This is a genomic window from Streptomyces sp. RK62, assembly GCF_018070255.1.
In the GTDB taxonomy this organism is placed as follows: domain Bacteria; phylum Actinomycetota; class Actinomycetes; order Streptomycetales; family Streptomycetaceae; genus Streptomyces; species Streptomyces nigra.
In genome coordinates, this window is sequence record NZ_JAGPYD010000007.1 from 354,088 (window position 1) to 374,761 (window position 20,674).

The 20,674-nt window shown below is 72.1% G+C and carries 18 protein-coding genes, 1 tRNA gene and 1 pseudogene; 8 read left to right on the forward strand and 12 right to left on the reverse strand.

Annotated elements, in window-relative coordinates; translation table 11 throughout:
- The first annotated feature begins 29 nt into the window (after positions 1–29).
- From KBY32_RS16225 to KBY32_RS35700, 3 genes are all read left to right on the forward strand, one after another.
- The gene (locus KBY32_RS16225) at positions 30–1,478 is read left to right on the forward strand and encodes a VCBS repeat-containing protein (RefSeq protein ID WP_210980535.1); all 1,449 of its coding nucleotides are present in this window, start codon (positions 30–32) and stop codon (positions 1,476–1,478) included.
- Positions 1,479–1,597: 119 nt separating this feature from the next.
- The gene (locus KBY32_RS16230; protein ID WP_210980536.1) at positions 1,598–2,500 is read left to right on the forward strand and encodes a Yip1 family protein; all 903 of its coding nucleotides are present in this window, start codon (positions 1,598–1,600) and stop codon (positions 2,498–2,500) included.
- Positions 2,501–2,626: 126 nt separating this feature from the next.
- Entirely contained in the window at positions 2,627–2,953 is a 327-nt protein-coding gene (locus KBY32_RS35700; RefSeq protein ID WP_210980537.1) for a GYD domain-containing protein, read from the forward strand.
- A 16-nt stretch (positions 2,954–2,969) separates the two neighbouring features.
- Here KBY32_RS35700 and KBY32_RS16240 read toward each other — a convergent pair whose 3' ends face one another.
- Positions 2,970–3,485, reverse strand: coding sequence for a phosphoribosyltransferase (locus KBY32_RS16240; protein WP_210980538.1), 516 nt, complete (start codon positions 3,483–3,485; stop codon positions 2,970–2,972).
- Positions 3,486–3,492: 7 nt separating this feature from the next.
- Positions 3,493–4,068, reverse strand: a complete 576-nt coding sequence (gene dcd, locus KBY32_RS16245; protein WP_055621172.1) for a dCTP deaminase — start codon at positions 4,066–4,068, stop codon at positions 3,493–3,495.
- A gap of 540 nt (positions 4,069–4,608) precedes the next feature.
- Between dcd and KBY32_RS16250 the strand changes: the two genes are divergently transcribed.
- Positions 4,609–4,679: transfer RNA gene (locus tag KBY32_RS16250), tRNA-Gly, on the forward strand.
- A 197-nt stretch (positions 4,680–4,876) separates the two neighbouring features.
- Here the strand turns inward: KBY32_RS16250 and KBY32_RS16255 are convergent.
- From KBY32_RS16255 to KBY32_RS16275, 5 genes are all read right to left on the reverse strand, one after another.
- Positions 4,877–5,287, reverse strand: coding sequence for a PIN domain-containing protein (locus KBY32_RS16255; protein WP_210980539.1), 411 nt, complete (start codon positions 5,285–5,287; stop codon positions 4,877–4,879).
- On the reverse strand, positions 5,284–5,505 hold the full coding sequence (locus KBY32_RS16260) for a type II toxin-antitoxin system VapB family antitoxin (protein ID WP_055621174.1): 222 nt from the start codon (positions 5,503–5,505) through the stop codon (positions 5,284–5,286). The genes KBY32_RS16255 and KBY32_RS16260 overlap by 4 nt, the downstream gene beginning before the upstream one ends.
- Before the next feature lie 162 nt (positions 5,506–5,667).
- Entirely contained in the window at positions 5,668–8,532 is a 2,865-nt protein-coding gene (locus tag KBY32_RS16265) for an FtsX-like permease family protein (protein WP_210980540.1), read from the reverse strand.
- Positions 8,529–9,269, reverse strand: a complete 741-nt coding sequence (locus KBY32_RS16270; protein WP_210980541.1) for an ABC transporter ATP-binding protein — start codon at positions 9,267–9,269, stop codon at positions 8,529–8,531. Before KBY32_RS16270 ends, KBY32_RS16265 begins: the two co-directional genes overlap by 4 nt.
- A 266-nt stretch (positions 9,270–9,535) precedes the next feature.
- Positions 9,536–10,192: a PadR family transcriptional regulator gene (locus tag KBY32_RS16275; RefSeq protein ID WP_210980542.1), complete on the reverse strand. Its 657-nt coding sequence runs from the start codon at positions 10,190–10,192 to the stop codon at positions 9,536–9,538.
- Positions 10,193–10,830: 638 nt separating this feature from the next.
- Here KBY32_RS16275 and KBY32_RS35440 point away from each other — a divergent pair.
- The 3 genes and pseudogenes from KBY32_RS35440 (at position 10,831) to KBY32_RS16290 (ending at position 13,119) form a co-directional block, all read left to right on the forward strand.
- A complete protein-coding gene (locus KBY32_RS35440; RefSeq protein WP_247689505.1) occupies positions 10,831–11,325 on the forward strand; it encodes a WD40 repeat domain-containing protein in 495 nt (164 codons plus the stop codon).
- Positions 11,301–12,210: pseudogene (locus tag KBY32_RS16285) on the forward strand (phosphorothioated DNA-binding restriction endonuclease). Before KBY32_RS35440 ends, KBY32_RS16285 begins: the two are co-directional and overlap by 25 nt.
- A gap of 234 nt (positions 12,211–12,444) precedes the next feature.
- A complete protein-coding gene (locus KBY32_RS16290) occupies positions 12,445–13,119 on the forward strand; it encodes a DUF4232 domain-containing protein (protein ID WP_115504503.1) in 675 nt (224 codons plus the stop codon).
- Positions 13,120–13,186: 67 nt separating this feature from the next.
- Here KBY32_RS16290 and KBY32_RS16295 read toward each other — a convergent pair whose 3' ends face one another.
- The 4 genes from KBY32_RS16295 to KBY32_RS16310 are packed head-to-tail and all read right to left on the reverse strand — an operon-like array spanning position 13,187 to position 19,058.
- Positions 13,187–14,533: a DUF4407 domain-containing protein gene (locus KBY32_RS16295; RefSeq protein ID WP_210980544.1), complete on the reverse strand. Its 1,347-nt coding sequence runs from the start codon at positions 14,531–14,533 to the stop codon at positions 13,187–13,189.
- The gene (locus tag KBY32_RS16300) at positions 14,523–16,007 is read right to left on the reverse strand and encodes a hypothetical protein (RefSeq protein ID WP_210980545.1); all 1,485 of its coding nucleotides are present in this window, start codon (positions 16,005–16,007) and stop codon (positions 14,523–14,525) included. Before KBY32_RS16300 ends, KBY32_RS16295 begins: the two co-directional genes overlap by 11 nt.
- Before the next feature lie 5 nt (positions 16,008–16,012).
- A complete protein-coding gene (locus KBY32_RS16305; protein WP_210980546.1) occupies positions 16,013–18,268 on the reverse strand; it encodes a hypothetical protein in 2,256 nt (751 codons plus the stop codon).
- Between the two features lie 28 nt (positions 18,269–18,296).
- Positions 18,297–19,058 (reverse strand): hypothetical protein, encoded by a 762-nt coding sequence (locus tag KBY32_RS16310; RefSeq protein ID WP_210980547.1) that lies wholly within the window; start codon positions 19,056–19,058, stop codon positions 18,297–18,299.
- A gap of 325 nt (positions 19,059–19,383) precedes the next feature.
- Here KBY32_RS16310 and KBY32_RS16315 point away from each other — a divergent pair, with 325 nt between their 5' ends.
- On the forward strand, positions 19,384–19,902 hold the full coding sequence (locus KBY32_RS16315; RefSeq protein ID WP_055621201.1) for a Pycsar system effector family protein: 519 nt from the start codon (positions 19,384–19,386) through the stop codon (positions 19,900–19,902).
- A gap of 11 nt (positions 19,903–19,913) precedes the next feature.
- Here the strand turns inward: KBY32_RS16315 and KBY32_RS16320 are convergent, their stop codons facing one another.
- A complete protein-coding gene (locus KBY32_RS16320; RefSeq protein ID WP_210980548.1) occupies positions 19,914–20,612 on the reverse strand; it encodes a Crp/Fnr family transcriptional regulator in 699 nt (232 codons plus the stop codon).
- Positions 20,613–20,674 lie beyond the last annotated feature (62 nt).

Here is a 20,674-nt window from a genome sequence, read left to right on the forward strand (position 1 = left end):
CCACCCCGACACCGCAGGAGAGACCCCACATGCTCCGGCACCACCGCACGCGCCTCCACTCCCTCGCGCTCGCCACGGCCACCGTCGCCGCCACCCTCACGGCCGTCCCGCTGCTGACCGCGGCCCCGGCGGCCGCCGCGCCCGCCAAGTACGCGGACGACTTCAACGGCGACGGCTACCGCGACCTCGCGACGGCGGCGCCGTACACCCCGGTCGGCGGCAAGACCGACGCGGGCGCCGTCGTGATCACCTACGGTTCCGCGAGCGGCATCAGCGCCTCCCGCCGCGCGGTCATCACGCAGGACACCACCGGCGTCCCCGGCACCGCCGAGCAGGGCGACCGCTTCGGCCGGGGCCTCACCTCCGGCGACCTCAACCGGGACGGCTACGCCGACCTCGTGGTCGCCAGCCCCGGCGAGGACGTCGGCTCCGACGTCGACGGCGGCTCCGTGACGATCCTCTGGGGCGGCAAGAACGGCCTGTCCGGCGGCCAGTCCGTCCCCGACGGCGCCCCCTCCGCCCACGACGAGTACGGCATGTCCCTGACCGTCGGCGACTTCACCGGCGACGGCAAGGCCGACCTCGCCGTCGGCAGCACCGGCAAGGACGTCTGGATCCACAAGGGCGGCTTCCTGAAGGCCTCGGGCGCCGCGTCCCGCGACGTCCTCACCACCGACCTGAACACCGGCGCCATCTACGGCTCCCAGAACCTCGCCGCCGGTGACGTCAATGGCGACGGCACCGACGACCTGGTCATCAGCGGCACCCAGGCCGGCACCTACGACGAGGGCGCCTTCGTCTACCTGGGCTCCTCGTCCGGCTTCACCCGCCAGACGATCCTGGTCGACGGCGCCTACGAGATCGCCGCCACCGGCGACCTCAACGGCGACGGCTACGACGACATCGTCACCTCGACGTACGGCGACGGTGTGAAGAGCCTCGGCGGCTCCGTCAGCGCCTACCTGGGCAGCCCGAACGGCGTCGGCACCCGCGCCCAGACCACGATCACCCAGGACACCGCGGGCGTCCCCGGCTCCGACGAGGAAGGCGACTGGTTCGGCAACGACCTCTCCCTCGGCGACATCGACAAGGACGGCTACGCCGACCTGGCCGTCGGCACGATCCACGAGACGATCGGCGACGCGAAGATCGCCGGCAGCGTCACCGTGCTCCGCGGCTCCGCCGCCGGCCTGACCGCGACCGGCGCCAAGGCGTTCACGCAGAACACGGCCGGCGTCCCCGGCACCGCCGAGTCCGCCGACCGCTTCGGGGCCTCGGTGCGCCTGTCCGACCTGACCGGCGACGGCCGCGCCGACCTGTCCGTCGGCGCCGACGGCGAGAACCACCCGGCGGGCTCGATCTACAGCCTGCGCGGCTCCGCCACGGGCGTGACCACCACGAACGCGACCAGCTTCGGCCCCGGCTCGCTCGCCCTGCCCTCCGGCTACCTGCGCCTCGGCCAGAACATGCTCAGCTGACTCCTGCTGCTCCGCCCCCTCGGGGGCACCCCTAGGGGATGTCACAGCTCGGCAGCAAAGCCGGGCCCTAAGCCCGGGGCCCGGCACGCCGTTTGCCAGGACCAGGTACGTTCGAAGACGTGGCTGGATTCAGGATCGGACGGGGCAGCCGGAACAACGGCACCCCGCACACGCAGCAGACGCCCCAGGGACCGTCGTACGGCTACCCTCCGCCGCCGCAGCAGCCGTACACCGGCTCGGGCGGCGGAGGAGGCTGGCCGCAGGCGCACGGCGGCGGGCGCGGGGGCCCCGGCGGCTACGGCCCCGGCCCCGCGGGCCACGGCGAGCCGGAGTACTTCGGCGACGGCGGCTACCCGGGCGCCCCCGCCGACCCGTACGCGGCGAACAACCCCGGTCACACCCAGGCCTTCTCCGTCGGCGAGGACCCGTACACGCACGGCGACACCTACCGCGCGGGCACGGCCCCGGCCGGCCCGGTCGGCCCCCGCCTGCACTGGAAGGACCTGCTGCGCGGCGTGATCCTCTCGCCCGCGCAGACCTTCCTGCAGATGCGGGACTACTCGATGTGGGGCCCCGCCCTCATCGTGACGTTCCTCTACGGCCTGCTCGCGGTCTTCGGCTTCGACGGCGCCCGCGCGGACGCGATCAACGCGACCCTCTCCAACGCGGTCCCGATCGTCCTGACCACCGCCGTCGCCATGGTCCTGTCGGCCTTCGTCCTGGGCGTCGTCACCCACACCCTGGCCCGCCAGCTGGGCGGCGACGGAGCCTGGCAGCCCACGGTCGGCCTCTCCATGCTGATCATGTCCCTCACGGACGCCCCGCGCCTGGTCGTCGCGATGTTCGCGGGCGGCGACGCCCCCTTCGTCCAGATCCTCGGCTGGGCGACCTGGGTGGCGGGCGGCGCCCTGCTCACCCTGATGGTCTCCAAGTCCCACGACCTCCCCTGGCCGAAGGCCCTGGGCGCGAGCGCGATCCAACTGGTCGCCCTCCTGTCGATCGTGAAACTGGGCACGTTCTAGCCCCCAGCCAACGGAAAAGGGCCCCTGCCGCATCGCCGGCGGGGGCCTTTTCCGTACGCCCCAGCCGTCAGGGGGTACGCATACGTACAAGGGCGAAACGGAAGGAACGGGAGAAAGGGGAGAACGGTGCCGCTCTATCTATCGAGGTTCAGCTACACGCCGGAGACCTGGGCACGGCTGATCGCCCACCCCGAGGACCGCGCGCAGGCCGCCCAGTCGTACATCGAGTCCGTCGGCGGCAGGCTCCACGGCTTCTGGTACGCCTTCGGCACCCGCGACGGCTACAACCTGTGGGAGGCCCCCGACAACGTCTCCATGGCCGCGGTCGCCCTGGCGATCAGCGGAGGCGGCGCGCTCAGCTCGTTCGAGACGACGGTGCTCCTGACGATCGACGAGACGATCGAGGCCCTCCAGAAGGCAGGCCAGATCGGCTACCGGGCCCCCGGCGCCTAGCACGCCGCCGAAGGGCTCAGAGGGCTTCCTTGTTGTCCTTGGCCGCTTCCCCGGACCGGTGCACGGGAGGCAGCACGCTCCACGGGAAGTTGATCCAGTCGTCCGTGCGCTTCCAGACGTACTCGCATTTCACGAGCGAGTGGGACTTCTCGTAGATCACGGCGGAGCGGACCTCGGCGACGTGCTCGACGCAGAAGTCGTGGACGAGCTTGAGCGTCTTGCCGGTGTCGGCGACGTCGTCGGCGATCAGCACCTTCTTGTCGGTGAAGTCGATCGCGTTCGGGACGGGCGCCAGCATGACCGGCATCTCCAGCGTGGTCCCGACGCCGGTGTAGAACTCGACGTTCACCAGGTGCAGGTTCTTGCAGTCGAGCGCGTAGGCGAGCCCGCCGGCCACGAAGACGCCGCCCCGGGCGATGCTCAGCACGATGTCCGGCTGGTAGCCGTCGTCGGCGATGGTCTGCGCCAGCTCGCGGACGGCGGTGCCGAAGGCCTCGTAGGTCAGGTTCTCCCGCACGGGGGCGTCGCTCATGCCGTCCTCACACCTGGGTCCGATGGAAGTTCTGGAATGACCGGGACGCGGTCGGCCCGCGCTGCCCCTGGTACCGCGACCCGTACCGCTCGCTGCCGTAGGGGAACTCGGCGGGCGAGGTCAGCCGGAACATGCACAGCTGCCCGATCTTCATGCCCGGCCACAGCTTGATCGGCAGCGTGGCGAGGTTCGACAGCTCGAGGGTGACGTGCCCGCTGAAGCCCGGGTCGATGAACCCGGCGGTCGAGTGCGTGACGAGCCCGAGCCGCCCGAGCGAGGACTTGCCCTCGAGCCGCGAAGCAAGATCATCGGGGAGAGTGATGACCTCGTACGTCGACGCGAGCACGAACTCCCCGGGGTGCAGGATGAACGGCTCATCACCCTCGGGCTCGACGAGCCGCGTCAGATCCGCCTGCTCGATCGAGGGGTCGATGTGCGGGTACCGGTGGTTCTCGAACACCCGGAAGTACCGGTCCAGCCGTACGTCGATGCTGGACGGCTGCACCATGGAGTGGTCGTAGGGATCGATCCGGACCCGCCCGGCGTCGATCTCGGCCCGGATGTCCTTGTCTGAGAGAAGCACGCCCCGAGGATACGCAAGGCGCGCGTACCGGCCACAACCGCACCGTCCGCGCGCCCCACGCCAAGCCTGTCCGTGCTGCCGGCTACCGCTTCTCCACCTGCACCGGCACCGCGCTGCGGAGCCGGGCACAACGGGGACATCGCACGAGCCGGCCGGGGCCGAGCCGCTCGGCCTGCTGCATCGGGAACGAGGCGGTGCTGAACACGTGCCCTTCGGCACACTGGACGACGGTGCGCTCCATCAAGTCCTGAAGTCCCTTCCCCAAGAGCCGCGCCCGGCTGCTGCCTGCCGGACGACGAGAGGCCACATTACGGGATCAAAGGGACGGCTCTCCAGGCGGCACTCCGACCCCGCCCGGACCCTCTTCCACCCCTCCACGGTACGCCCCAACTCCGGTGCCCCGCAGTCGCGTCCACCCCCTGAAAACGCCCCCCTGAAAACCACTCAGGCCCCGACGCGACAGCGCCCGGGCCCGGAGATGAGGTACAGTGACGAGGCGATCGGACACCCCCTCCGGTTACCCCGGATCGGGCGTCTTACGCGGGTGTAGTTTAATGGTAGAACATCAGCTTCCCAAGCTGAGAGCGCGAGTTCGATTCTCGTCACCCGCTCTTCTTGAAGCCCCAGGTCAGCGACCTGGGGCTTATGTATTGGGCAGGTCACACCCGTGAGCCCTCAGCCCGCCCGTCCCGTTGGAGGGACGGATCGCGTGCGCGGACGCTGCAGCACTGTTCGTTGCCCAACTCCTGCTCGGCGGCAAGGACTTCAACGAGTCCGCCACAGTGGGCACGGACAGGCCGGGTGGCACTCAGGCGATGTCGTGGATGTTGTGCTCGGTCAGATCGGCTGCGTGCCGGGCAATGGCGCAGTAGTCGGCGTCGTCGTGCAGGACTGCCAGTCCGTGATGGGCCGCGGTCGCGGCGATGACGAGGTCCACGGCCGAAGCGCTCCGATGCTCCCCTGCCCGAGCCATACGGTGCTGCACCGCACCGATCCAGCGCCCCGCATTCTTCGGCACCGACACATCGGGGTAGAGGTCGGTGAACATCTCCGTGATCTCGTCGTACTCGCGTCCGTTCCGGGCACTGTGGAGGAACTCGGCGCGCTGTACGTAGCAGGATGCGATGGCTCCGGCGTCGATCGCGTCGTACCAGGCCGACTGCAGTTTCGGATCGCGGAGCAGGCGGACCAGGCCGGAGGTGTCGAGCAGGTAGATCACCGGCTGTTCTTCTCCGCTCGGTGCAGGCGCTCGGCGTCCTCGACAGCACCCCACTCACGCGCACGCTCGAAGTGGCGGCTGATGCGCGCGGCACGCTCCTGCTGTTCGGCGTAGAAGCGCAGAGCTAGATTGACCGCTTCTTTCTTCGTCCTGACCTTGGACGCAGCCATGGCCCGTTCCAGGGCGTCATCGTCGATGTCGATCTGGGTCACGGACATAAGGCGCCTCCCCTGCAATGTTGGTGATGTACATGGAAGGGTACGTCACCAACATTCGCGGGTCCAGGCGATGCAGTCCGGTCGACGCAGACGTCGGGGTGCCCCTGGACGAAGGTGATCGTGATCCATCCTCGTCCAGGGGCACGATCCGGCAGCGGAGGCTCAGTGTGCGGCGCGGCGGGACAGCGCCCCGCGCGAGCGGGTCACCAGCGCGGCCAGCAGGGCGGCGCCGAGGGGCACGGCCACCAGGAGGGCGGCGAGTGTCTCCCAGGGGACGACGATCGGCACGTACGGCGGGGCGTCACCGACGCCGACCCACCCCTGGTCGAGTGCCTCCTGGTAGGAGCGCATCTGCTCGCGCTCCTCGGTGAGCCGCAGCCCGACCGCGGGCAGGACACCGGCCGCCGAGCCGAGGACCACACCCATCGCGGCGATCACACCGCACTGGAAGCCGCTGAGCATGCGGCGCACCCGGGGCGGGGCGCCGACCGCGGCGAGCGTCTTGAGATCGGCCTCCGCGTCGGCCTGGGCGAGACCGGTGGCTATGCCGGCCGCACCGATGGTGACCAGGCCGGCGAAGACGGTCAGCGCGAGCAGGACGAGCTTGTTCTCGTCGACCCAGCCCTGCTCCACGGTCAGCTCGACGTTGCTGCCGAGCTTGGCGATCTCGGCGTCGAGCCGCTGCCGCTGCTCGGTGCTGGGCATCCGGTCGGTGCTGAAGACGGCGCCGAGGGGGACGGTGGTCAGTCCGGCGGCCTTGGCGGCGGCGGGGCTGAGCACGCTCTCCACTCCGTAGGAGTCGGGCGAGCCGGGCACCTGGTAGGCGGGGAAGGACTTCAGCTCGCCCGGGACCGGCTTGTTCTGCTCGGCGGCGCGGTCGGCGGCCTTCGGGTCGGTGATCAGCCTGATGCCGACGGTGCCGTTCCTGTCGACCTGGGGCCTGTGGAAGCTGAGGAGCTTTCCGTCGGCGAGGGCCTTGGCCGCACCGGGGTCGTCGATGCCGAGGACCTTCAGGAGCGGGGCGTCGGCGACGAGGAGACCCTCCTCGACATAGATGCCGTTGCCGGCGGGCGAGAGGCAGCGCCAGTCCTTGGCGAGGGCGCGCCGCTGCTCCTTGGTGTACTTCTCCGCCGGGTCGGAGCCGTCGGGGGAGGCGGCCCACAGCGGGCACTCGTTGGCCGGCGGGATGACGACGTCGAAGCGGCCGCAGCCCTCGCCCTCGTCGTACGGGGCGCAGCCGGGCTTGCCGACGGCGATCCGGAACACGTCGGCGCGGACGTCGACGGGCAGCGTCCGCTGCACGGCGTCGCGGACCGAGGGGACGTCCCGGCCCCCCTCCTCGGTGACGAGCGCGGCGACGGCCCCGTACGGCAGGCTGGCCCGGTACTCGGCCAGACTCTGGGCGTCGCGGCTCGCAGCGTACGTCGAGACGGCGACGGTGCCCGCGACGGCGGCCAGGACGGCGGCGACAGCGGGTGCCGTACGGCCCCGGTTGCGGACGGCGTCCCGCAGGGCGAGGCGCGGCGAGAGCGGCAGCCAGCGGCTGGTCCGGCCGAACAGGCCGACCAGGGCGGGCGTCATGGCGACCACACCCAGCTCGGCGATGGCCGAGCCACCCGCGACCAGGACGAACTGGTCGGAGACCACCGAGCCGTACAGGCCGATGGCCGCGCCGAGCAGGACGGCGCCGAAGCCGATCAGCGGCAGGACCCGGTTGCTGCGGCGCACGCCGCGACGGCCGGTGAGGGACGCGAGGACGGTCTGCCGGGAGGCGGTGACGGCCGGGATGACCGCGGAGAGCAGGCCGGTGAGGACGGCGAGCGCGGCGATGGCGAGCAGTTCCAGCGGCCTGACGGTGAAGCCGCCGAACCGCTGCCCCATGTAGTCCTCGAGGAGCGGCCGGAGGGCGAAGGTCAGGACCAGGGCGAGGACGATGCCGACCAGGGCCGCCGCGACGCCGATGACCAGGCCGCCGCTCAGCACGATGGCCCGGATATGGCTGCGGGCACCGCCGTTGGCGCCGACCAGGCCGAGCTGGCGGCGGGAACGACGGGCGCCGACGGCGAAGGCGGGACCGGCGAGCAGGCAGATCTCCAGCATCGCCAGGCCGACGACCGTGCCCACGGCGGCGAGCGCGGCGGCGTCGGTACCCCCGCTGTTGTAGTTGGCCCAGTCTTTTCTCTCGTAGAGCGGCACCTCGGAGTCGGCGGGCGGGTCGAGGGCCACGACGCGCGAGGTGACCAGGACACCCTTGGCGTTGATCCCCTGGACCGTGTTCCACGTGAAACCACCGGCCTTCTTCACCAGGTAGGTGGTGGAGATGTCGGGCTTCGGCAGTCCGGCCTTCTCGACCGCCTTGGCGTACGGCGCCAGGAAGGCCCCCGGCAGGGCGTTGACCTGCTGTGCCGTGAGGTCGCTGGGCAGCTCGTACGAGCCGCTGATCACATAGGTGCGGTCGAAGCCGCGGGCGGTGAGGGTGGAGCCGACGGACAGCCCGCTGCTCTCCAGGAACCGGGTGGTCGCGGCGATCTCGTCGTTCTTCTCGGGGAAGCGGCCCTCCTGCAGCCGCATGATGCCCCGGGCGACGGGATCGGCGGCGGCCAGCTCACGCACCTCGGTCTGGAGCAGACCGTGAGTGGTGGTCAGTTTGGCGGTGCCGGTGCTGTCGGTCAGCACCGTCGAACCGGCCGGGATTGTCTTGGTGACATCGGTCGGGCCGTCGGGCCAGGGGGTGTCCGGCGAGGAGTAGTCCCCGGCCGGGGTGCTCTGCTCGCCCTCGGGGTCCTGCAGGATGGCCACGCCGCCCGTCCGGGCGTCGGAGAAGCGGGCGTCGGCGGCGCCCAGGGTGCGCTCCATCCGCTGCGCGGGGGTGAGTTCGGCGCTGCGCACGGTCAGGTCCAGGGCGCTCACGCCCAGGATCGGCAGCGCGATCATGGCGAGGACGAGGAAGCTGCGGCCCTTGGAGCGCCAGGCGTCACGGCGGGCGATGCGGACCGCGGCCCGCCAGGAGTGGAACCAGGTCGTCACCGCTGGGCCGCCCGGCCGGTCAGGAGCGAGTCGGCGTCGCTGCGCAGGGTCTGGTCGACGACGGCGCCGTCCCGCAGGAAGACGACCCGGTCGGCCCAGGCGGCGAACCGCGGCTCGTGGGTGACCATGACGCCGGCGGCTCCGGCGTCGCAGCGGGAGCGCAGCAAGGCCAGCACGGACTCGCCGGTCTCGGAGTCGAGGGCGCCGGTGGGCTCGTCGGCGAGGACGAGCCGGCGGTCGCCGACGAGGGCGCGGGCGATGGCCACGCGCTGCTGCTGGCCGCCGGACATCTCGTCGGGGAACCGGTCGGCGAGTTGGCCGAGGTCCATCTCGGCGAGGGCGGCGAGGGCCTCGGTGCGGGCCTTGCGGGCCGATATGCCGTCCAGTTCGCGGGGCAGGGCCACGTTCTCGGCGGCGGTGAGGGCCGGGATGAGGTTGTAGTCCTGGAATACGTAGCCGATGCTGCGGCGGCGCAGGGCTGCGAGCCCCTTGATGCCGAGAGCGGTGATGTCGGTGCCTTCGACGAAGACCTGCCCGGAGGTGGGGTTGTCGAGGCCGCCGGCGATGGTGAGCAGGGTGGACTTGCCGGAGCCCGACGGACCCATGACGGCGACGAGTTCACCGGGGTGGACGTCGAGGTCGATGCCGCGCAGGGCGTGCACCTCGGTGGCGCCGGAGCCGTGGACGCGGGTCAGGTTCCGCAGACTCAGCACGGGCTGCTGCTGTGGTGTGGACATGGTTCCCCCTCGGGCGTACGCCGACGAGCGGCCGGACGTCGGTGCGACGGACGGTCGTTGGAGCCCGTGCGTACGGTATGGGTCTGGTCGGGTGGTTCGGAGTCTTCGGGTGCTACGCGTGGGCCGGGTGGAGCCGGTGGGCTCGGTCGGCCCCTGTGGGCCTGGTCGTGCGGGCGCTCAGGACGGCGCTCAGGACGAAGGTGTCGCGGGCGCGGGCGGCGCCGTCGCGCTGTACGGCGAGGGCGGCCGGTCGTGAAGGTCGGACGTCACGGGCGGTGGTGTGCGGCCTCCTCTGCCCCGGCCGCCGCCCGCGCCCCCGTCCCCGCCGCTCCCGCCACCGTCCCCGGCGAGGCCGGCTCCGGTCCCGCAGCCTGGGCGGTCGACGAGAGACGGATCAGCCGGGACTCGCAGTGGTCGAGCCAGCGCGCCTCGGCCTCGGTCTGGAAGATCAGCTGCTCCAGGACGAGGAGCCAGGCGATGTCGTCCCGCTCCCGGTCCCCGTTCTTCTCCACGGCGGTGAGGGCCTGCGCCTTCAGCCGGGTGTAGTCCTGCATGGCCTTCACGGTGTGCCGGCGCTGGGACTGGATGACGTCACGGATGTCGACCCCGGGCGCCCCGACAGCCATGGCCAGCTTGATGGCCAGCTCGTCACGGGCCGGGCTGGTGCGGTCGACGGGGTGCTCGAACCAGCTGCGAAGTTCGCCGCGACCGCTGTCGGTGATCGCGTAGAGCGCGTGGCCGGCTTCGTCCTCACCGTCCTGCACGACCATGCCGTCGCGTTCGAGCCGGCTGAGCGTCGTGTAGACCTGGCCCACGTTGAGCGGCCAGGTGGAGCCGGTGCGGGACTCGAACTCCGTACGGAGCTGTGAGCCGTAGCGCGGGCCGCGTTCGAGGAGGGCGAGAAGCCCGTGGCGGATGGACATACCGAGTATGTATACCGAGTAAGTCCGTGGTGGACAACCGACCTGAGGCGGACGCCGGAGGTCCGACTCAAGGGGGACCCGGGCCGTCGCGAGCCGCTCGGCGGCGGCGCATCCGCACCCCGAGGAAGCCGATGCCGAGGCCCACCGGAGCCGGCCCCACGCCCAGTGTGAACACGGGAATCCGCCGGTCGGAGAGGCCGAGGGGGGCCTCGGTGCCGCCTCCCGTGAGCGGCCGCAGACTGCTCCGCGGGCAAGCCCTCGGCGGCCGGGGCGTCCGTCCTGGGTACCGCATCGACCCCCTCGTCCGACTCCTCGGCGGGCTCCTCATCTGTTGCCGTTTCAGTACGAGCGGGCTTCACCGGGCTCGTGGCGGACGGCGAGCCGGAGGGGTCGGCCGGTCGTCCGGTCGGCCGGGCCGCTCCCGGCCGTCCCAGACGGAGATCGCGCCGATCTCGCTGTGGCGTACCACGGGGGCGGGTTCCACCACCGGTGCAGGCGACTCGGCCCCCGCAGGACAGCCGCCCGTCACGATCTCCACCCCCGCGGCCGCCGGGTTCGACCGGAGCGGGCGTGCCCTGGCCGCCCGGATCGCGTCGAACGGGACGATCGAGGTCCGGGACGTCGCCACGCGCCGCCTGATGCGGAGCCAGGCAGTGGGCGACGTCGACACCATGGTCTTCAGCCCCGACGGGACCCGGCTCGCCGTCGTCGGTCTGGACGGAACGCTGCGGCTCTGGCACCTGTCCACAGGCGCCCTGCGCACCCTGCGCGCCGGTCACGACCAGCCGCTCAGGGCCGTGGCGTTCGCTCCGGACGGCCGCACCCTCGCCGTCGTGGCCATCGAGGACGACGGCGACCGGGTCACCCTGCTCGACACCACGACCGGACGCGCCCAGCGCACCATCGAGCCGGGCGCCCGAAGCCCGCTGTCCCTCGCGTTCAGCCCGGACGGCCACACCCTGGCGACCGTGAGCACCGGCAACGGGGCTGGGGAGACGTGGGACACCCGCACCGGCAGCCGCCAGGCTGCGGGTAACTCGTTGAACAGGACGGTACGGAACGGACGTCGGCAGCCACGACGAGCAGCCCGTCACTACGATCCCTGGGCATGGACTGGCTCCAGCGCATCGTGAGGTTGCGGCAGTGGACCAGGAACGGGACGCGGGCGCCGCACAAGCCACTCCTGCTGCTGTACGCCCTCGGCCGGTTCCAGGAGGACGCCGACCGCGAGCTGCGGTACAGCGCAGTCGAGGGTGACCTGCAGCGGCTACTGGCCGAGTACGGCCCGCCCAACAGAACGACGCCCGCGCCCGTTCCACCATCTGGTCAGCGACGGTGTCTGGGAGGTGCGTACCGACCGCGGACCCGGCAGTCCGGGCAGTGGCCTGCGGGAGCTCCGGGAATCGGGTGCCGCCGGACGACTCGCACCGGACCTCAGGGACGCGCTGCGGCGCGAGCCGGTGCTGCTGCACCGAATAGCACGGTCACTGCTCGACCTGCACTTCCCGCCTTCCCTCCACGGCGAGTTGTGTGAAGCCGTCGGCCTGGACCTGGAGCCGGCGGAGACCGGGCGGCTCTCCGCAGCGCGGAGGCAGCGGGACCGGCGGATGCGCGAACTGGTGCTGACCGCCTACGAGTACCGGTGCGCCTTCTGCGGTTACGACGGCAGGATCGACACGGTGCCGGTCGGGCTGGAGGCCGCGCACGTGCGCTGGTGGGCCTTCGACGGGCCGGACGACGTCGACAACGGGCTGTGCCTGTGCTCACTGCACCACAAGCTGTTCGACAAGGGCGTCCTCGGTGTCGGCGACGGCCACCGCATCCTGGTTTCGCAGCGCTTCGTCGGCCACAGCCCCGCCGCCCGCGATCACGTCACAGCACTCTCCGGCCGTCCGCTGATCGGCCCGCAGCCGGGTGCGGCCCCTGTCGCCGCCGATCATCGCTCCTGGCACATGCGGCAGGTCTTCCACGGCAGTCCACGGCCCGCGGCGACGCCCCGTGTCGCGGACGCCCGCTGACAAGACGCCCTCCCGCAGCGCACCCCTCCCGCAGCGCACCCCTCGCGCGCCGCGCTGTGGGCGCGTTCCCGCACACCTCCTTCACCATGTCCCCAGTCTGTGACAACGGTGTCCTGGAACGACTGCGGTGGGAGCCCTCGGGCGCCGGAGGCCCTCATAGTGATCGAGTGACCGCAAAGCCGAAAGCGGCTTCGTTATGAATCACCACTGACCACTGTGATGTAGGGGGATCTGATGTTCCGCAACCACCGCAAGGCCTTTCTCGTTTCCGCCGCCGTCCTGGGCGGCGCCCTGCTGATGACCGCCTGTGAGGACGGGGACGCGGCCAAGGACACCGGTGCCGCGCAGAGCTCCGCGCCCGCCTCGAACACGGCCGGTTCGTCCGCCGCTTCGTCCGGCTCGGCGGGTGGGGACAGCGAGAAGGCGGGCGGTGCCAAGGGCAAGGGGACCGGCGACGCCGGGGACAGCGGGTCCGGGGTGGACACCGGGGACGGCACGCGGGTGCCGGTCGAGCAGGGCTGCGGGGCCAACGACATCACCTGGAGCACCCGGTCCGAGTCCCAGGCCGGCGGATACATCCTGGTCATCGCCAAGGCGAAGCCGGGGATCACCTGCTACCTGCCCGGCACCCACCCGACCGTGGCGTTCGGGTCGGACGGCACCGAGGCGGGCCCGGCGGAGCAGTCCGTCGGTGAGCCGATCAAGCTGACCGGCGGCACCACCGCCTACGCCGGTGTGAACCCGAAGACCACCAACACGAACGACGGCAAGGAGCTGGACTCCATCATCGTGGCCGTCGACGGCTCCGACGCCAACCCGGTCTCCCTGAAGGTCGGCACGATCTCCGTCGACAAGCCGATCGTCACCAACTGGCACACGGCCGCGGCCGACGCCGTTCCCTTCAACTGACAGACGCGTGACGCCCGGACGGGGTGGTGTGCTGCCGGAAGCCGGCGGCACACCACCCCTTCCGCGTTCAGGCGTGGCGGGTGCGCAGGATGCGGTCCATGCGGGCGTCCAGTTCGGCGCGTTCCTTCACGGCGCGTTCCGCCTGGGCGGTCCGGTACTGGTGGTCCAGGGTCTGCATCCGGTCGTTGGCGTCGAGCTCGACGCGGTGGCGCTGTACGTCGTGTTCCATCCGCGCGCACTCGTGCCGTACCTGGAGTTCCTCGGCGTGCAGCCGGCGGCTGGCCTCGAAGCGGGAGCCGAGGATCCTGTCGTACATGGTGCTGCCGCTCATGAACTTGGCCAGGACGGGCAGGGCGTCGAAGCCCAGGAGCAGCAGGTGCAGGACGATGGTCAGGAAGAAGGCGAAGCCGTCGGAGCCGGCGACCGTCTTCAGGCCGTGCGCCCGGGTGAGGATGCCGTCCGTGTCCAGGGCGGCCTCGCGTTCCTTCGTGCGGGTGTCGATGGCCCGCTGGAGCAGCGGCTGGTAGGTCTCGGCGGCCTTGTTCTTCTTCTCCGCGAGGGTCTGGCCCTCGGCCCTGAGGGCCGCGAGCTGCTTCTCGTACGTGTCGATCTTGCTGGTTTCGCGGTACGACGAGGAGTCCTCGCGGGCCCGTTCGCAGGTGATGGTGACGTCCCGGACGCCGCCCCGCCAGATCCAGTTGTCCCGGCCGCACAGCTCCTGCTCGGCGGCCATCTTGCCCTTGAGCGTCCGGTTGATCGACGCCACCTGGGTCTCGAGGGCGTTCGCGCGGGACGCGTTGCTCTCCGTCTGCTGGGAGAGCTCCGCCGGGGACCCGGCGATCTTCAGCTGGTAGCGCCGGCACTCCGGGCGGTCCGCCGTGGAGGCGCCGTCCGTCGGGTTGCAGGCGACGAGCATGCCCCGGTAGTCGGCGACCTTCTGCTCGTTGCCGACGGCGATCTCCTGGCGGATCTCCTTGTCGAAGATCTGGAACAGGATCGGCTCGGCGATGAACAGGCCCAGCAGCACCGACAGCAGCAGGCGCAGACCGAGCGACCACTTCTTGACCTTGGTGCCGTGGGTGCTGGAGACCAGCCAGCTGTCCATCACGAGGACGACCCAGAACCAGACCGCCGCGACCAGGAGCACGACCACCAGCGGCAGGTCGGAGCGGAAGCTGCCGAGCGCCAGGGACATGGACAGGGCGCCGACCAGGGCCGTGTTGAGGACGATCGCGCCGTACCAGGTGTAGCGCGTGCGCTCCTCCGGCACCCAGGCGAGGAGCTCCTCGCGGATGCCGATCAGCCGGCGCAGCCGCGCGGCCGCTCCGGTGCCGGGCGGGATCGGGCGTACGGAGCCCCGGTCGTCGTCCAGTGGGGCGCTGTCGTACGGGCGCAGCGGGGTGTCAGTGGCCAAGGCTCGCCTCCGAGTCGGTGCCGCCGAGGTCGAGGTCGTCGTCGTCGAGGTCGGCCGCGGCCGTTCGGCGGGCGCGGTCGCCGGAGGCGGATGTCCGCGCGGCTCCCTCCAGCTCGCCCGAGGCCTCCTCCTGGCCCGGCAGCGCGTCCCCGTCGGACTGCGGTTTGACGGTCACCTCGCTGACGCCGTTGATGAACTCGCCGGGGCCGCTCGCCACGCCGTCGAACAGACCGCGGGCGAACGCCTCCTTGGTGAGCGCGGTCTTCGCCTTGAGCACCTCGCCGGCCCATTCGCGGTCGTCGCGCCGGCGCCGCTCCGCGTCGGCCCGCGCCTCCTGGCGGCTGCGCAGCTCGTCCTCGCGCTCCGCCTCCCAGCGGCGCAGCTCCGCACGGCGCTCCTCGATGGCGTCCTCGCGGCGGTCGGCGTGGGTCAGCTCGTACCGGCGGTCGTCGCGTTCGAGCTTCCAGCGCTCGTCCTCCCGGTCGACGGAGAGCCGCTGCAGCGCGGCCTCGTGGTCGGCCCGGCGCCTGCCGTCCAGCCGCTGGGCGAGGTCGTCGGAGGAGATGTCGCCGGAGCGCATGGCCAGGAAGTCGGCGGCGCTGGGGTCGGTGCCGACGATCTGCAGGTCGTCGATGAGTTCGGCGCGGGTGGCGCGGTTGCGCACGCGCTGCCGTTCGAGTTCGTGCTCCTGCTGGACGGCGTCCTCGTCGCGCTGGTAGCGGTTGCGCAGCCGCTCCTCCTCCTGCCGGTTGCGTTCCCTGCTCACGGCGCTCATGTTGCGCAGTTCCTCGCGCCGGATCTCCAGCTCGGTCTCCAGCAGGGCCCGGCGCAGGTTGGCCTCCTGCTCCCGTTCCTCCCGCTCGCGGGTCCAGTCCAGAACGCGGCGGCTCTCCTCCTCCTTCGCGAGGGCCTCGGCGAGCTCCGCGGGGGTGAGGACCTCGACCGCTCCGTGCCGGACGCGCATCCCGGACAGCACGGCCGGGCGCATCTCCTGGTACGCGGTGAGCCGGGCGTCGATACGGTCGCGGACGGCGAGCGAGTCGACGACGGGCCGGTCGCTGCCGTCCTCGGTGAACCCGGGCACCGAGCGCAGATGGCCCAGGAGCAGCGCCTCGATGTCCGTGACGCCGTCGCGTACGACCGCGCAGGCGTCGACGACCGTGCAGTAGAAGGTCGTCCGTACGGTGAAGTCGCCGACCTCGCCGGACGGGATGCTGGTCTCCACCACGACGGGTTTCTCGACCCGCCGGTCGACGACGGTGACGGAACTGGCGTCGACCACCGTGCGGTCGTCGGACCGCAGCTGCCCGTGGTCCTCGACGTACTCCTCGCCGACCCGGAAGACGCGGACATGGTGCGCGGCGACGGTGGGCAGTTCGTCGTCGGTGCGGGACACGCGCCGGCTCAGGAAGCCTCCGCGTTTTCCGGCGCGGGTGTACTCCCGCTGCTCGACGAGCGGGTAATTCTCGGCCATACCTGTCATTCCTCCGTGCTCAGTACGGCGTCAAGGAAGAGGTGGATCAGATGGGTGGGCGCCGGTCCGGCCCGTTCGGCGCGGCGGACGGCCGCTTCGAGGCCGGCCCGCAGCGCGGGTCCTTCTTGGGGGCGCAGGGCGGTGCCGACGGCCGTACCCAGGCGGACGGCGGCGGGGTCGGGGTTCTCGCAGGCGGAGGGCAGGGCGGCCACCGTGGCGTACAGGCCGTCCAGCGCCCGCCGCCGGCGGGGCAGGTTGCCGAGGACACCGGCCCACAGCTCGCCGACCTTCTCGGTCTGCGCGGGGCTGTGCACCAGGACGTCGGCGCAGACGGGGCGGCCCGTGCGCGCGTCGCGTGCCCGCAGGACGGTCAGCGCGGCGTCGAGGACGCCCTCCTTGGAGCGGCCCGCCGGCAGATCGCGCTGGGCGCGCAGCCGGTAGGCGAGCGGGCGGAACACCGCGCCGGTGTCCTGCCGGCATTCGGCCAGTACGGCGACCAGCCCGGCCAGCGCGAAGGCGGCCCCGGCGCCCCGCCCGGTCAGTCGCAGCAGGGTGTGCACGGCGTCGGTCGGGAACCGTACGCCGAGCTGGCCGCTGAACGCGGCGGTGGCCGTGGAGCGCACCACCGGGTCGTAGGAGCGGGCCCAGTCACGGGCCACGCCGAGTGCCACGGCGGCGAGGCTCTCGTCGAGGCACATGCAGTGCAGCACCAGCGTGGCGGTGGACTGCCCGGCGGGGCCCGCCGCACCGGACGCCCAGGGGTGCAGATAGTTCTGGACGACCTCCTCGAAGGCGGAGGGGGTGAGCAGGGCCAGCCCCTGGGCGATGGAGAGCTGCAGCTCCAGGTCGGCCCGGCCGTCGCCGAGCAGTTCGGTCAGCCAGTCCCGCACACCGTCCCAGTACACGGTCGAGCGCATGGTCCACAGCTCGCGCAGCACCCACGCCCGGTACTGCTGGTGGGCGAAGACCAGCGCGGTCCGGGTGAGGGCGCCGTTCTCGCGCTCCTCGACGGTGACCAGGGCGTTGCGGGCCAGCGCGAGGCGTCGGTCGGCGGCACGCCGGGCGGCCTCGGCGGCCTCCTCCTCGGTCGGTTCGGCGAAGGCGCGCGCCACATGCCGTTCCAGTCGCTGCTGGCAGGTCTCGAAGTCGCGGAAGCCCGCACCGGTGACGAACGCGAGCGTGGTGACCTCGGCCCACTCCTGCGGGGTGCGCTCCTCGGCGAACCACTCCCGCACGGGTGCCGCCGCGTTGGAGCCGTACTCCTTCCAGACCACGTCGGCCTCGGCGCCCGCGCCGATCCGCTCGGCCGCCGCGACGACCTCCGCGGTCCGGCAGCCCTCGGGCAGCAGCGCCACGGCCCGCTCGACGGTCTCCGGCGCGCACCGCGCCCGGGTGAGCCGCACCCGCAGCACGGCCGCCGGGTCCGGCGCCCGCCAGGGCACATGGCGTACGGCCTCGGGGGCCCGGCCCTGCGGCTCGTGGACGGTGGTCACCACCAGGTGCGCCCCGTGCTCGCGCACGGTGTCGCGGACCCGCCGCCAGTCGAAGTCGGCGGTGGCGGTGGTGCCCTCGTGCATCCGGTCGAGCAGCACATAGCCGACGCCCTTGGTGAACTCGACGCGCCCGTTGGCGAGTTCCTCCAGGCTGCGGCCCGGCGACAGGACGACGTAGTCGCTGCCCTCGGCGACGGTGGCGACGAGCGCCACGGCCCCGGCGCGCTTGCCGGTGCCGGACGGGCCGACGAGGACGACGGCACCGTCGCGCTGCAGCGCGGTCACGGCCTCCTCGAAGCAGTCGGGTTCGACGTACGACGCGAGGACGGCGTCCGCCTCGCCGGCGTCGAGGCGGCCGACGGCACGGCGCCGGGCGTGGGCGGAGTCGGCGGCGCCGATGCCGAAGTGCATCTCCGGCGCGTCCAGGGCGCCGAGGAAGTACTGGTTGACGTTGTTGTGGTGGACCTGGTTCGCCGAGTCGGCGCGGGCCTTGTCGTCGGCGGCTTCCTCGGTCGTCGTCCGCTCGGGGGTGTCACCGGCGCCGGCACTGTCGCCGTCGCTGTCACGGGCGGGGGTCTCGTCGGAGTCCTCGGGCGTCCGGGGCGGTTCGGCGGGTGCGGTTCCGGGGGCCGGTCCGGTGGACCCGGTCTCGGTCTCGGAAGTGGTGGGCCCGGTTCCGGGCTGCGGAGCCTGTCGCTCCGACTCCGCCGGATCCGGGGCGTCCGGGGCGTCGTCCCGGCCGGTCTGTGCGCTTGCTTGCTCGTCCATCCTCAGCCGTCACTCGGTTCCAGCGGACTCAGTTGTGGATCCCGAAGACGGCACGTTGCGCGTGGATGGTTCCGGTGTTGACGGTAACCACCGTGGTGTTCGGTGCAGTTGGCGCACTCGGGGGGCGCGCGCCGACGGCTTCACCACCCCCGTCGCCGGACGTACGTCCGCTCCCGGCGGCCGCGTCCCCGCCGCCGCCCAGGTCGAGCGCCTGGAGGTCGGCTCCCGGCACCCAGATCCAGGCCCGCCCCGCGTACTCCTTCTCGGCGATCCGCACCTCGCGGAACTCCTGCGCACGGAAGGTCGTGTACGCCTCCCGGACCACGTCGTTGAAGACGGTCGCGGAGACCGCCACGGCCAGACAGGCGTCCGGCACCGCGGCCAGGGCCGACCGCAGCGGAGCGCTGTCCAGGATGCGCCCGATCTCGACCGGCGCCCGGCCCACGAACCCGGTCGGCGCCGGCGACGCCGTACCGAAGTGCACGGCGGCCCGCAGCCGCAGCCACGCCTCGGGCAGCCGCCCGTGGTTGAAGGCCCGCAGCCCGGCGTCGAGCCGCCGCATGAAGGGATCGACGAGGGCCGGCTCCGAGGCCCCGTCCGGCAGGACCGCGAGCACCGAGTCACCGCCCTCCTGGGTGTCCCACCGCTCCCGCTCCAGGCCGGCGGCCTCGGCGGCCTCGGCGAGCAGTCGCTGGATCGCCTCCTGGAACTGGCGCTGCGTCAGTACGTCGACACCGCCGTATCCCTTGGCGTCGACCGCCAGCAGCAGTCTGCGACCGAACGTTTCCATGATCGAAATCTCCGCTCATTGCTTGGAGTCGCGCTCCGTGCCCGTGCGTCCAGGGCGCGCACCGGACACGCCGGCGTCCGCTTCCCCCCACGGGCGGACGCCGGCACGCCAGTCGTACACGCCTCATGAGGGGGGAGACCCCGTCGAACTACGGGATGCGGAAGGGGCGGAAACATACTGCGGGTGACAGAAGTTACGGGCTGGTACATGTCCGGCGAGGGCGATATCCGGTCATAGGAGATCCCGCATTAATGCGAGGTGCCGTGCCACGGCCCCGGTGCCTACTGATGTTCCGACCGCACCGCCCACCGCAGGAGGAACGCGTATGCCGCCCATCGGCGCCGAACCGCAGAGCCGTCCCGAGCAGGCGATGTTCGACGCCCTGCAGGCCACGCACCAGCACGCCGACATGAAGGCCGGGATCCTGGCCGCCGCCCAGGCCGCGATGGTCGGCACGGCGGGATCATGGAGCGGACAGGCCCTGCACACCGCGCAGAACGGCGGTCCACGGGGCGTAGTGGCCGGAAGTCTGCTGGCCCTGTTCGTCTGCGCGCTCCTGGGCGGCGCCGGATCACTGGCGGCCACGCTGCGGCCCCGGGTGCTGCGGCCCCACGGCGTCAACCGCTACAGCTTCGCGCATCTGGCGGCCGGTCCCGATCTTCTGCCGCCGGCCGGCGCCGGGGGCGAGGAGGAGCGGCTGCGCCAGGAGCTGTCCTGCACGATCCGGTTCCTCGCCGGGGTGGCCGTGCGCAAGTACCGGTGTCTGACGGTGGCGGTGGTGTGCACGGCGGTGATGGGCGTGAGCGCCGGGCTGCTGGTGACGGCCCGCCCGCTGCTGACCTGACCCGCCGGGTCTCACTCGTGGGGCAGGTCCGCCAGCTCCGTCAGTCGGGGCAGGTCACGGATGGTCGTGGTGCCGTAGCCGGTCTCCAGCAGCCCGCTCAGCCGCAGTTCCCTGAGGCCCTTGTGGATGGTGGTCTCGGCGGCGCCGGTGAGCGCGGCGAGCTCCGGCTGGGTCAGCCGGCAGCCGACGACGACACCGCCGTCCACCGGGTGCCCGTAGGCGGTGGCCAGCTCCACCAGGAGGCGGGCCAGTCGGACCTTCGCCGGGTAGCCGCGGAAGTCCAGACGGCGCCGGTTCGCCCAGCGGAGCCGGTCGGCGATGATCCTGGTCAGCGCCACGGACACCTCGGGCCGCCGCATCAGCAGCTCGTGCAGCGTGCCGGGCTGCAGGACCCGGGCCGTCATCGGGCCGCAGGCCGTCACGGTCGCCGAGCGCGGCGCCGAGCCGTCGACGGCCGCCATCTCGCCGACGGTGTCACCGCCGACGCGGACCGCGAGGAGCGAGGTCTCGCCGTTCTCCACCCGTGCCGTCACCTTGGCGAAGCCGGAGAGCAGCACCAGCACATGCCGGTCGGTCGCCCCCTCGCGCAGCAGCACCTCCCCGGCCTCGAACCCTTTCCGCACGCCCAGCCCGAGCACTTCCTGCCGCGCCCGCGGCGACAGCACCCCCAGCAGACTGCGCGCGGGCCATTCCACGGAGCCGTACGGCATGAGCGGTCCCCCTGACGGTCGCCGAACCCCCGGGAATCCTGCCCCCTGACGCTGCTCCGTCG

Coding starts and splice junctions, on each gene's coding strand:
- KBY32_RS16225 (WP_210980535.1), top strand. CDS start 30: ATGCTCCGGCACCACCGCACGCGCCTCCACTCCCTCGCGCTCGCCACG.
- KBY32_RS16240 (WP_210980538.1), bottom strand. CDS start 3,485: ATGAGCGACGCCCCCGTGCGGGAGAACCTGACCTACGAGGCCTTCGGC.
- KBY32_RS16260 (WP_055621174.1), bottom strand. CDS start 5,505: ATGTCCGTGACCCAGATCGACATCGACGATGACGCCCTGGAACGGGCC.
- KBY32_RS16270 (WP_210980541.1), bottom strand. CDS start 9,269: ATGTCCACACCACAGCAGCAGCCCGTGCTGAGTCTGCGGAACCTGACC.
- KBY32_RS16275 (WP_210980542.1), bottom strand. CDS start 10,192: ATGTCCATCCGCCACGGGCTTCTCGCCCTCCTCGAACGCGGCCCGCGC.
- KBY32_RS35440 (WP_247689505.1), top strand. CDS start 10,831: ATGCGGAGCCAGGCAGTGGGCGACGTCGACACCATGGTCTTCAGCCCC.
- KBY32_RS16290 (WP_115504503.1), top strand. CDS start 12,445: ATGTTCCGCAACCACCGCAAGGCCTTTCTCGTTTCCGCCGCCGTCCTG.
- KBY32_RS16300 (WP_210980545.1), bottom strand. CDS start 16,007: ATGGCCGAGAATTACCCGCTCGTCGAGCAGCGGGAGTACACCCGCGCC.
- KBY32_RS16305 (WP_210980546.1), bottom strand. CDS start 18,268: ATGGACGAGCAAGCAAGCGCACAGACCGGCCGGGACGACGCCCCGGAC.
- KBY32_RS16310 (WP_210980547.1), bottom strand. CDS start 19,058: ATGGAAACGTTCGGTCGCAGACTGCTGCTGGCGGTCGACGCCAAGGGA.
- KBY32_RS16315 (WP_055621201.1), top strand. CDS start 19,384: ATGCCGCCCATCGGCGCCGAACCGCAGAGCCGTCCCGAGCAGGCGATG.
- KBY32_RS16320 (WP_210980548.1), bottom strand. CDS start 20,612: ATGCCGTACGGCTCCGTGGAATGGCCCGCGCGCAGTCTGCTGGGGGTG.